Source organism: Streptomyces sp. WELS2, from assembly GCF_013870595.1.
GTDB lineage: Bacteria > Actinomycetota > Actinomycetes > Streptomycetales > Streptomycetaceae > Streptomyces.
Genome location: NZ_JACBWZ010000193.1, coordinates 1 through 9,297, shown reverse-complemented (window position 1 = coordinate 9,297; position 9,297 = coordinate 1). Strand labels below are relative to the sequence as shown.

Sequence of the window (9,297 nt, the reverse complement as noted above, 5' to 3'; positions counted from 1 at the left end):
GAAGTGGTGGACGAGCAGGTCGGTGACGGCGGCGGGCTGCTCGACCGGCACCAGGTGGGAGGCGCCGGGTACCACCGCGAGCCGGGCGTCGGGGATGCCGGCGACCAGCGTACGGGCCTCCGCCGGGCCGGTGACCTGGTCGTCGGAGCCGACCAGCACCAGCGTGGGCACGCCCACCCGGCCGAGCTCGGGCCGTACGTCGAAGGAGGCCAGCGCCTCGCAGGCGGCGATGTAGCAGCCCGGGTCGGTGGTACGGACCATCTGCACGGCCCACTCGGTGATCGCGGGCTGCGCGGCGGCGAACCCGCCGGTGAACCAGCGGTCGGGCGCGGTCCGGGCGATGGGGTCGAGCCCGTTGGTACGGACCACCACCCCGCGCTGCCGGAACTCGTCCGCGGTGCCGAACCGGGGGGAGGCCGCGACCAGCGCGAGCGAGGCGAGCCGCTCGGGGTGGCGCAGGGCCAGCTCGATGCCGACGGCGCCGCCGAGCGCGCAGCCCGCGTAGCCGAAGCGCTGCACACCGAGCGCGTCCAGGGTGGCCAGCAGCCGGGCGGTGAGCTCGGCGACGGAGCCGGCGGGGTGCGCGGGAGCACCGCCGTGTCCCGGCAGGTCGAACCGCAGGACCCGCCACTGCTCGGCCAGCTCCGGCACCTGACGGTCCCACATGTGCCAGGTGGTGCCCAGTGAGGGACCCAGGATCAGTACGGGAGCCTCTTCCGGCCCGTCGAAGCGGTATTGCAGGGTGTTCGGTGGTGTCTCACTCACGCCCCAGACCTTCTCACGTCTCACGACCGCCCCTGTAACGGAGGTTACGACCGCGCAGGTCCGGCCAGGTGGGAGAATTCCCGGGCCGCGTCCGCCTGCCGGCCGGCGTTCAAGCGGGGCCTGGGCCTCGGACCGGCCGATCACGTCGGGCTGCCGCCGCGGTGGTCACACCGGGGCCCGCTGTCACCGCTCGCCGGTGTCCGATCGATCCGGCCTCACACCGGTCAGTGCTGGGGGTGCGGACGCGCGTGGAACAGGGGGCGCCGCTGGGGGGCCGTGCCGGCGGCCAGATGACCGAGCTCGACGCGTGTGCTCACGGCTCGGACCACTTCGGTCAGGCCGACGACGATGGCCATGATGCCTGCCACCAGGGTGAGTGTCGCGATGGAGGTGAACGGCATGACGATCATCACGATGCCGGCCATGGTGCCGATGATGCCGAAGGCCACGTGCCAGCCGCGGCCCGGCATGGTCTCGTCGGAGGCCGCCGCGACCGTCTCCAAGGTGCCCCGGAGCAGCCAGCCGAAGCCGATCCACAGAGCGAGCAGGAAGACCGACTCGAGCGGACCCCGGAGACAGACCAGTCCCAGCAGGACGGAGGCCGCGCCGGTGATGAAGTGCACTACGCGAAGATGCCGGGGGACGTGGGTGCCGAAGGCGGCGGCGAGCTGGAAGACACCGGTGGCGAGCAGGTAGACGCCGAAGAGCACGCCGACGACGCGGAGCGTCTCGCCCGGCCAGACCAGGGCGATGACGCCCAGGGCGATGGTGGCGAGGCCCATGGTGAGCAGGATCTGCCAGCCCGCGTTCGCCAGGGCGGCGATGCCCTGGGCCGCGGACCCCTCTTGTGGCTCGGTGCCAGGTGACGGAACGGGGCCGGGGGAAACGGAAGGAGATGTCATGGCACCTGCCTCCTTCTGTGAGCAGTGTGGCACGTCACTACATGTCCATCGTCACCCGATCGGCCTCGTGACGCCCGGTGGAATCGGGTCTCCCGGCCCTGACGGCAGCCGACACACGCCCCGCGGCCCCGGGAGCCGCTGGTCAGTCGCGGATGCCGTCGATGTCGACGAGGACATGCCGTGGGCCCCGGAAGATCTGGTTGTGCCGGTACGGCGGCGGGTCCTCGACCAGCCGGGGATTCCGTACGCGGCGGACGAACTCACCGACCGCGATCTGGACCTCCAGACGCGCGAGCGGAGCACCGAAGCAGAAGTGGATGCCCTGGCTGAACCCGAGGTGTTCGTTGTCCCGGCGTCCGAGGTCGAGCCGGTCGGGGTCGGTGAACCGTTCCGGGTCACGGTTCGCCGACCCGTACACCAGGAAGATCGGTGCGCCCGCCGGGATGGTGGTGCCGGCGATGTCGATGTCCTCCACGGCGGAACGGGTGTGCCAGAACTGCACCGACGACTCGAATCGCAGCAGTTCCTCCACCGCCGGCACGATCAGCTCGGGCCGGCGGCGCAGTTCCTCCAGCGCGTCGGGGTGCCGCAGCAGGGTGAGGACGCTGTGGGCGATGAGGTTGACCGTGGTTTCGTGCCCCGCGAAGATCAGGAGCAGGGCGTTGCTGGCGAGCACGCCCTTGGTCATCCGGCCGTCCGGGCCGTTGTCGTTCGCCAGGGCGGAGAGCATGCCCGGGCCGGGTTGCCGGGCGTACCGGTCGAGCAACGCGTCCGCGAACCGTGCGAACTCCTGTACGGCCTGCCGCCCTCCGGCATGTCGGCTGCGGATCTCTTCGGAGGCTGCCTCGGGGCCGAAGTCCAGGGCGTCCAGGGCCGTCTCGACCCAGTGGTGGAAGCGTGGCTCGTCCTCCATCGGCACGCCCAGGACCTTGCAGATCACCGTCACCGGCAGGGGGTAGGCGAAGTCGTCGACGGCGTCGATCCGGTTCTTGCCCTTCATGTCGTCCAGGAGGCCGTCGACGATGCGGCGGATGTAGGGCTCCAGGTCGGAGATCAGGTGGGGCGCATGGGGCGGGCCGACGAAGTGCGGCATCATCATCCGACGGTCCCGGTCGTGCTCGGGCGGATCGCAGGTGATGATGTTCGGCTCGGTCAGCACCTCCCTGATCGGCTCGGCCGCCTGCTCCCCCGAGCCCTCCGCCTGGGCCGCGGCCGGGGCGGGGCGCTTTCGTGGATCCGAACTCACCCGGGGATCGTGCAGCAGCGTGACGATCTCCCGGTAGGTGCTGACGACGTAGGTCCCGTCCGGCTGTCGCGCCACCGGTGTCCTGCGGAGTTCCTCGTAGAAGGGGTACGGGTCGGCGCGGTTGGCGTAGCGGAGGGCCTGTTGCCAGGGGGTTTCCTCGACCACGGGGCTCCCCTCCTTCCTCCTGTCGGTGCTGTCCGCTTGCGGGCCCGGCCCGGCGGGCCGGGTCAGTGGCGCCGGGGCCGGAACTCCGCCGTCCGCTCGCTCGGGGCATGGCCGGTCAGGACGACGTCGGGAATCGCCGTCGGGACCCTCGGGTCCGGGAACTCGGCCGGCATCGGCTTGGTGTCGGCCGGCCGGTCCCAGCCCGACGGCGGAGGCGGGAACGGGCCGGACCGCTCGATCAGCTTGGCGTAGTACTCCAGCCACTTGCCGTGGTCGAAGGTCACGGCGGCGACGATGCGGCCCCGGCGTCCGTAGGCGGCGGCGAACCGCCGGTCCGCCACGGACCCCTGGGTGAAGACGATCTCGTCACCGAAGGGAGGCACGCCGACGGACTTGATGTTGACGCCGAACTGCCCGGACCAGAAGCCGGGCAGCAGCAGATGCGGCCGGTAGTGGGGCTCGAGGTTCACCATGTTGTGCGCCGTGACCTCGGCACCGAGAACAGCGTTGTCCCAGTGCTCCATGGCGAGGAACTGGTACTCGTACAGCACGTGCGGCGCCCGCGCCACATCGCCCGCCACGAAGACGCTGTCGGTGACCACGCCGTTGATGTCGAAGGCCCGTCCACCGGCGTCGCACCCGACGCCCCAGAAACCCGCCGCCAGCCCGGAACCCTCCAGCCACTCCACGTTGCGGATCGAACCCAGCGAGGCCACCACCACGTCGGCGTCGACGACCGTTCCGTCGGACAGACACGCACGCCGCACGTGCCCGCCGGAGTCGCCCTCCAGTGACGACACACCCAGGCCGCAGCGCAGGTCCACGCCGTGATCGCGCTGCAACCGGGCGGCGATGCCCCCGATCACCCCGCCGAGCGCGCCGACCAGCGGCGCCGAACCCCGCTCGACGACGGTCACCGGGATGTCGAGCTCCCGGCACACGGAGGCCACTTCCGAGCCGATGAACCCGGCGCCGATGACCACGACCCGGGACGGCGGCTCGGAGAGCTCCTTCCGCAACCGTGCGGCGTCGTCGCGCGAGCGAATCGTGTGGACGCCCTCCAGCGCGGCCTCGGCCGGGTTCGGCCACTGCCGCGCGCGGGTGCCCGTGGCGATCAGCAACCGGTCGTACGGCACCTGCTCACCGTCGGCCAGACGCACCCGCTTGGTGACCCGGTCCAGCCCGACGGCGGCCACCCCGAGCCGCCAGTCCGCATCCACTTCCCGCATGCGGGGCAGCTTGGTGTGGTCTGCCGGCACCCAGCCCTTGAGCACCTGTTTGGACAGCGGCGGACGGTCGTAGGGCTCGTACGGTTCGTCCCCGATGATGGTCAGGGAACCGGTGAAGCCCTCCCCGCGCAGCGTCTCCGCCGCCCGGAGCCCGGCCAGGGAGGCCCCCACGATGACGATCCGGCCGCTGGCCCGGAACTCGCGCACCAGCTCCGCGACCGTCGCCCTCAGGGTCATGACGCCGTGCTCCCCTCCGCGCCGTCCAAGCGGTCGATCACGATCGCCTGCACCGGGCAGGCCGCGGCTGCTCGCTCGACCTGGAGGCGTCGCTCGTCATCGGGGTTCGGCTCATAGGTGAGCGCTTCCTGGCCGTTCAGCCTGAAGACCTCGTGCGCCAGGTACACGCACTGCGCGTATCCCTGGCACCGGTTCAGGTCCACGACGATTCGCATGGGCAGACTCCCTCGGGCAGGCGCGCTTCTCAGGGCGGAAGGACTCCGGGGCGCGCGGTGGTCTCCGCCGTGGCCATGGCCGTCTCCATCGTCTTTCGCGGGTCCCGCCGGGAAGGCGCGAGGTGGATGGCCGTCGCCGGGCTCGACAAGCGGGGTGTGGCGCGGTCTTCAGGTGTCACCGCAACCAGGATCGAGCAAGACCGGCGGCTGTGACCGGGTGGCCGGCAAGCCGGTGAGCGAGACGCACACGGCGTGTCGTTGACCGCGGCCTTCGCTCGAAAAGCCTAGTCCCGCCCGCGCCGCACGGCATGTCGGGGACGGGCGGCGGAAGCGGCCGGCGTTCTGCTCCACCGGTCCGTGCCCCGGCGTCGGCCGCCGTGCCCGCCTTCCTCCGTCAGACCCACCTCCGCAGGGTGCGACGGAGCAGACCGCGGGCCGACCGCAGTGGGGGACGGCCCGCTGCGGGAGGGACGGTGCCGGGCCGGATCAGCGGCGACTCGGACATGGCATGACTGCGTCCGGCGATCTCCAGTGCACACGTGGGGGCGTCCTCGGCCCCACGGCTGTGGAGGGCGACGGCGAAGGGCTTCGGCGGGTCGCCTGGCAGCTCGGCGGTGAGTACGGTCGCGGACGGGCGGTGCCGGGTCGGGGTCCGCTGGTACCCGACCACCTTGCCGTCCACGAGCAGCTCTGTCTCCCGTGCGGCGTGGCGGGTCTGAACCGTCACCGAGTGACCGTCCATTTCGAGGTGGAAGCGGTGGGCGCGGGACACGGCACACCTCCCGGATTCCTTCGAGGGCGGCACGTACCTCCCAGCGTAGGCCGCGTCCCAGGGCGGCGCGCCCGGCGGGTGAGCGCGGACAGCGGGGCGGGCGTCAGCGGTGCCGCCCCCGCTCCGGTGGCGAAGCGGGCGGCGATCACCGCCGGCCATCACCGAAGGGGGCCGCGGTGGTTCATCCCGGGGGCGCGACGGGGTCGAGGCGGAAGACGTGGACCTCGCGGGTGCCGGCGCGTGCGGCGTACGCGTCGTAGTCGTAGGTGGGCGGCATGGCCAGGATGTGCGGCCTGTGGGCGGTGACCCGCTGGACGCGGTGGTGCGAGGCTCGTCTCCTTCGTGCTGCGGCCCTTCGCCTTCCTCGACACCTATGGCCGGCGCCCGCCGAGCGCGTCCGAGCGGCAGGCCGCCTTCCTGCACTGCCGGCACATCGGCCGGCGCATCGGGATCAGGGACATCCCCGGCGACATCGCCGGCATGGAGGCATTCGCGGAGGACTACGAACGCCGGTACTTCCGTCGGCACCCGGCCAACCACGCCGTGGCCGAGCAGGCCATGAGCGTGTTCTACGACCGGCTCCCCCGTCCCGTGCGGCCCGCCGCACGCCGGCTGGTCATCAGCCTGCTCGACGACCGCGCCCGTCACGCGCCGGGGTACGACGCGCTGGCCCGGAGCGTCCGCCGGGCCGCCCACGACGCCCTGCTGCTGCGCCGCCAGGCGCAACGACGACTGCCCCCGCGCCGACGCTCGTACTACGACCACCCGCCGCGGCTGCACGCCTGCCCGGGCGACCTGCACGACCACGTCCTCGCCGACTTCGCCGTCCCGCATCCCACACCCGTCCCCCCGCCCATGAGCTCGATGTCGCCGAGCGGGTCGCCCGGCACGGGCGCCTCGGCGAGGTCGATCCGCATCAGCATCGTCCCCGCCTAGCCACCGCCTTCAGTCGGCATCGGTCGCGAGTGCCGTGCGGGCGACGGCCACGAACTCCTTCATCGCCGCACGGACCTCTGCCAGGAAGTCGCCGCCGATGCGGGCGGGGCGCCCCTCGTCGTCCACCAGCCCGGACAGGTCCGCGGCCAGGGCGTCGCCATGGAGCTTGACGAGTGCCTTCACCACCTCGTTCGCCACGTCGCTCACCGCCTGTGGCCCTTCCAGGTCCACTTCGGCCAGCAGGCGCGTAAGAGCCGGGAGATGTTCGTCCAGGGCGAGGCCGAGCGGTCCGAGGCCGACCTGTCCCGTGTCCTCGTCCACGAGATCCAGCACGGCCTGCACGGCTTCACGGCTGCCGGTCAGGAAGTCGCGGTACACCTTCCGCCGCGGTTCCCGCAGGGCCAGTCTGGCGTTGCTCCGGAGCTGGTCCTTCGTCTGCCGGTAGGTGAGCAACGCGCCCAGCGAGGCCACGGAGCCGGTGATGCCGGCGCCCAGTACCGCCGCGAGTCCTGAATCCATGTGCTCATCATGCGTAGGCCGCCCGCTCCGGAAGGCGGCGGGGTCGGCAGGAGGTCACGCGAGCAGCAGATGCCCGTGGTCGGCGAGCACCGCGCGCGCCTCCGGTACGTCCTCGTACGCCTGGAGCCGGCCCAGGACCGTCCGGGCACGGTGCGCCGCATCCAGTGTGCCCCCCAGCGCCCCTGGCGACCGTGCGACCGGCCCCGGGACTTGGCCGATCTGAGCCTCCGTCGCGTTACGACCCGCCGCCTTCTCCTCCGCCCTGTGAGACACGCTGGCCGAGGCTTGCAGCCGTCCGGAGCGGCAGAGGAGCGCGAATGTTTCGACGGTCCGGGCGAATCCTGCGAGAGGGATTGACGGGGGTCCGCCGTCCCCGGATCATCCATGTGCCGGTAGACCGGCCAACGTTCGAGATGACGAACGCGCACCTTCGCTCCACGCACGGCACCTCCAGGTAACGTCCGCCCGCAACGGCCGAGCCGCAAGGAGTACGCCCCATGGTTCCGTCATGGCCACAGCAACCACTGTCCCGTCGCCGCGCGCTGACCGCCGCCACCGGCCTGGCCGCCGGCGCGGTCCTCCCCCTGGCCGGGGCCTCCCCCACCACCGCCCTTCCCCTCGCCGGGGCCGCCCCCGGTGCCGCCGCCACCTACACCAACCCGGTGATCTGGCAGGACTTCGCGGACATCGACGTCATCCGCGTCGGCGACACCTTCTACGCCTCGGCCTCGACCATGCACTACTCGCCGGGCGCGCCCGTCCTGCGCTCGTACGACCTGGTGAACTGGGAGATCGCCGGCCACTCGGTGCCCGTCCTCGACTTCGGCGCCAAGTACGACCTGAACGGCGGCCGCGGCTACGTCCGGGGCATCTGGGCGTCGTCGCTGGCCTACCGGCCGAGCAACAGGACCTTCTACTGGCTCGGCCAGATCGACTTCGCGAAGACGTACGTCTACACCGCCACCGCCGCCGAGGGGCCGTGGAGCCGGCTCACCACGATCGGCACGGCCTACTACGACGCGGGGCTGCTCGTCGACACCGACGACACCCTGTACGTGGCGTACGGGAACACCACCATCAACGTGGCCCAGTTGTCGCCCGACGGCCGCACCCAGGTCCGCACGCAGCAGGTGTTCACCGCGCCGTCGAGCGTCGGCACCCTCGAGGGGTCCCGCTTCTACAAGATCAACGGTCAGTACTACATCTTCGTGACCCGGCCCGCGAACGGTCAGTACATCCTGAAGTCGTCCAGCGGCCCCTTCGGCCCGTACACCATGCGGCAGGTCCTCCTCGACCTGCGCGGGCCGGTCCCCGGCGGCGGCGTCCCGCACCAGGGCGGGCTGGTGCAGACCCAGAACGGCGCCTGGTACTACCTGGCCTTCGTCGACGCCTACCCCGGCGGCCGGATGCCCGCGCTGGCGCCGGTCACCTGGACCGTGGACGGCTGGCCCGTCGTACAACTGGTGAACGGCGCCTGGGGCACCACCTATCCCAGCCCGGCCGTCCCGGCGCCGCCCCGCCCGGTCACCCCCATGACCGGCGTGGACACCTTCAACAGCCCCACGCTCTCGCCGAGATGGGAGTGGAACCACAACCCTGACAACACCAAGTGGTCGTCGGGTGACGGCCTCACCCTGCGGACGGCGACCGTCACCAACGACCTCTACTGGGCCCGCAACACCCTCACCCACCGCATCCAGGGCCCCACCTCCACGGCCACGGTCCAGCTCGACCACTCCGCGATGCGGGACGGCGACCGGGCCGGACTGGCCCTGCTGCGCGACTCCTCGGCGTGGATCGGCCTCAAGCGCGACGGCGGTGTCACCCGGGTCGTGATGGTCGGCGGACTGACCATGGACACCAACTGGAACACCACCGGCACCGGCACCGAACTGGCGAGCGCGCCCGTGACCGGCGGCCGGATCTGGCTGCGCGCGAGCGCGGACATCCGTCCCGGCACGGGGCGCCCCGGCACCTTCTCGTACAGCACCGACGGCACGAACTTCACCCGTCTCGGGCCGGACTTCACCCTGGGCAACGACTGGCGGTTCTTCATGGGATACCGGTTCGCCCTGTTCAACCACGCCACACAGGCGCTCGGCGGCGCGGTCCGCGTCACGCGGTTCGAGCTGTCCACGCCCTGACCGGCCCCGGCGGCGGGGCGGGCGGCCGTCAGGCGCTCGCGCGGACGACCAGGCGGGTGGGCAGGATCAGCGGGGTGGGGTCCTGCCCGCCCACGAGCGCGACGAGCATGCGCGCCATCTCCCGGCCGAGCGCCGTGACGGGCTGATGGACGGTGGTGAGCTGCAAC

The 9,297-nt window shown here is 71.9% G+C and carries 11 protein-coding genes; 2 read left to right on the top strand and 9 right to left on the bottom strand.

What is annotated here, in order from left to right:
* From H5J33_RS14250 to H5J33_RS14225, 6 genes are all read right to left on the bottom strand, one after another.
* Positions 1 to 765 (bottom strand): alpha/beta fold hydrolase (locus H5J33_RS14250; protein ID WP_181795278.1); only part of this gene is annotated, 765 nt, incomplete at its 3' end.
* A gap of 224 nt (positions 766 to 989) precedes the next feature.
* Entirely contained in the window at positions 990 to 1,667 is a 678-nt protein-coding gene (locus tag H5J33_RS14245) for an HdeD family acid-resistance protein (RefSeq protein WP_181795277.1), read from the bottom strand.
* A 142-nt stretch (positions 1,668 to 1,809) separates the two neighbouring features.
* Positions 1,810 to 3,078 (bottom strand): cytochrome P450, encoded by a 1,269-nt coding sequence (locus tag H5J33_RS14240; RefSeq protein ID WP_181795276.1) that lies wholly within the window; start codon positions 3,076 to 3,078, stop codon positions 1,810 to 1,812.
* A gap of 62 nt (positions 3,079 to 3,140) precedes the next feature.
* Positions 3,141 to 4,544, bottom strand: a complete 1,404-nt coding sequence (locus tag H5J33_RS14235) for an NAD(P)/FAD-dependent oxidoreductase (protein ID WP_181795275.1) — start codon at positions 4,542 to 4,544, stop codon at positions 3,141 to 3,143.
* Positions 4,541 to 4,759, bottom strand: coding sequence for a ferredoxin (locus H5J33_RS14230; protein ID WP_181795274.1), 219 nt, complete (start codon positions 4,757 to 4,759; stop codon positions 4,541 to 4,543). Before H5J33_RS14230 ends, H5J33_RS14235 begins: the two co-directional genes overlap by 4 nt.
* Positions 4,760 to 5,153: 394 nt before the next feature.
* The gene (locus tag H5J33_RS14225) at positions 5,154 to 5,486 is read right to left on the bottom strand and encodes a hypothetical protein (protein WP_181795273.1); all 333 of its coding nucleotides are present in this window, start codon (positions 5,484 to 5,486) and stop codon (positions 5,154 to 5,156) included.
* Positions 5,487 to 5,873: 387 nt separating this feature from the next.
* On the opposite strand from H5J33_RS14225, the gene H5J33_RS14220 reads away from it, so the two are divergent.
* Positions 5,874 to 6,467 carry an oxygenase MpaB family protein gene (locus H5J33_RS14220; protein WP_181795272.1) on the top strand — a complete coding sequence of 198 codons (594 nt, stop codon included), beginning with the start codon at positions 5,874 to 5,876 and terminating at the stop codon, positions 6,465 to 6,467.
* Between the two features lie 9 nt (positions 6,468 to 6,476).
* On the opposite strand, the gene H5J33_RS14215 is transcribed toward H5J33_RS14220, so the two are convergent.
* Both H5J33_RS14215 and H5J33_RS14210 read right to left on the bottom strand, forming a co-directional pair.
* Positions 6,477 to 6,986 carry a hypothetical protein gene (locus tag H5J33_RS14215; RefSeq protein ID WP_181795271.1) on the bottom strand — a complete coding sequence of 170 codons (510 nt, stop codon included), beginning with the start codon at positions 6,984 to 6,986 and terminating at the stop codon, positions 6,477 to 6,479.
* 54 nt (positions 6,987 to 7,040) lie between these two features.
* Positions 7,041 to 7,259 carry a hypothetical protein gene (locus H5J33_RS14210; RefSeq protein ID WP_181795279.1) on the bottom strand — a complete coding sequence of 73 codons (219 nt, stop codon included), beginning with the start codon at positions 7,257 to 7,259 and terminating at the stop codon, positions 7,041 to 7,043.
* A gap of 224 nt (positions 7,260 to 7,483) precedes the next feature.
* Here H5J33_RS14210 and H5J33_RS14205 point away from each other — a divergent pair, with 224 nt between their 5' ends.
* Complete coding sequence (locus H5J33_RS14205; protein WP_181795270.1) at positions 7,484 to 9,130, top strand: glycoside hydrolase 43 family protein; 1,647 nt, start codon at positions 7,484 to 7,486, stop codon at positions 9,128 to 9,130.
* Between the two features lie 28 nt (positions 9,131 to 9,158).
* On the opposite strand, the gene H5J33_RS14200 is transcribed toward H5J33_RS14205, so the two are convergent.
* Positions 9,159 to 9,297 (bottom strand): substrate-binding domain-containing protein (locus H5J33_RS14200; RefSeq protein WP_181795269.1); only part of this gene is annotated, 139 nt, incomplete at its 5' end.